This window comes from uncultured Corynebacterium sp., assembly GCF_902489365.1.
GTDB lineage: Bacteria > Actinomycetota > Actinomycetes > Mycobacteriales > Mycobacteriaceae > Corynebacterium.
Window position 1 is genome coordinate 1 of the sequence record NZ_CABTZR010000170.1, and the last position, 1,625, is coordinate 1,625.

At 58.6% G+C, this 1,625-nt stretch carries 1 protein-coding gene and 2 pseudogenes; all 3 read left to right on the plus strand.

Annotated features, from left to right (window positions below):
- Window positions 1–303 (plus strand): annotated as a pseudogene (locus tag RDN59_RS12250) (potassium-transporting ATPase subunit B); the annotation flags it as partial.
- Window positions 304–333: 30 nt separating this feature from the next.
- Window positions 334–885 (plus strand): potassium-transporting ATPase subunit C, encoded by a 552-nt coding sequence (locus RDN59_RS12255; RefSeq protein ID WP_308608077.1) that lies wholly within the window; start codon window positions 334–336, stop codon window positions 883–885.
- Window positions 886–908: 23 nt separating this feature from the next.
- Window positions 909–1,625 (plus strand): annotated as a pseudogene (locus tag RDN59_RS12260) (sensor histidine kinase KdpD); the annotation flags it as partial.

Genomic DNA, 1,625 nt, shown 5'->3' on the forward strand with positions numbered 1-1,625 from the left:
GACCTGGCGAAGTACTTTGCCATCCTGCCGGCGCTCTTCTCTACGCAGTTGCCGCACTTGGAGCGCCTCAACGTCATGCACCTGCATTCCCCTGAGTCCGCCATTGTGTCCGCAGTTGTCTTCAACGCGCTCATCATCGTCGCGCTCATCCCATTGGCGCTCAAGGGTGTGTCCTACAAGCCGGCCTCCGCGTCCTCACTGTTGCGTCGAAACCTCGGTATTTGGGGATTAGGTGGCGTGATTACCCCGTTCATTGGCATCTGGGTTATCGACCAAGTCGTCTCCCTCCTTCCAGGCCTATAAAGAAAACCTGCAAAGAAAAAGGAAGCAATAATGCGTGTTTATTTGCGTAATCTCATCGCCGGATTCGTCGCCGTGCTCTTATGCGTCGTCGCGCTGGGCATGATCTATCCGGCTGCGGTGTGGGGAATATCTCGCATCACCCCGAAATCTGCCGAGGGAAACCTTATCTACCGGGGTGAATGCCTGGTCGGTTCCAGTCAGATTCAGGATGGCTTGGAAGATGGCCCCTACTTCTTCGCCCGCGCGGAAGGTATGAGTAACTACGGCACATCAAGTACGGAGCTAGAGAAGGCCATCCGGGAACGCCGAGAGGAGGTTGCCCAGCGCGAAGGCGTATCAGTGGAGCAGGTGCCTGCCGATGCCGTTACCGGCTCCGGTTCCGGCGTGGATTCAGGCATCAGCCCCGAGTACGCGGAGCTGCAGGCTCCGCGTGTGGCCCGGGAACAGGGGATGCGAGTCGAAGACGTGAAGAAGCTGATTGCAGACAATACTGAGCATGCCAGCTTGGGTTTCTTGGGCGAGGACACGGTAAATGTGACCACACTCAACATTGCATTGCCCACGCCTACCCCCTGCCCATAAAGATCAGCTCATAAGATGAAGCAATGTTGACCGAACCGACGACACCCCCGACGCGGGTCAAACGCGGCACCCTGAAGATTCTGTTGGGCGCCGCTCCCGGCGCGGGCAAAACCTGCGCCATGCTCAGCGAAGCGCACACGCTGGTCGACCAAGGCCGCGACGTTGTCGTTGGGGTCGTGGAAGACCACGGGCGCGCGTACACCAAGGCCCTGTGCGAGGGTCTGGAGATTGTACCGAGGCGCGCTGTCGAGGGCATTTCCGCGGGTGAAATGGACACCGCGGCGGTTATCCAGCGGCACCCCGAGATCGTTCTCGTCGATGAGTTTGCTCACTCTAACCCGCGCGGCGAGGTTCACGAGAAGCGGTGGGAAGACATTGAGCAGATTCTGGACGCCGGAATTGACGTCATGTCGACTCTCAATATCCAGCATCTGGAGAGTCTCAACGACGTTATCAAGCAGATCACGGGTATCGCGCCGCAGGAAACGGTGCCGGACGAGGTAGTGCGTGCTGCCGATGAGATCGAGCTTGTCGACGTCTCCCCACAGCTGTTGCGTACCCGTCTGAGCGACGGCCACGTGTACCGAGAGGCACGCATTGAGCCTGCACTCAATAACTACTTCCGCGTGGGAAACCTCACCGCGCTGCGCGAGTTGGCACTGCTGTGGCTAGCGGATCAGGTTGATGAGGCACTCATCACTTATCGCTCGGATCAGAAAATCACCGATACGTGGGAAGCA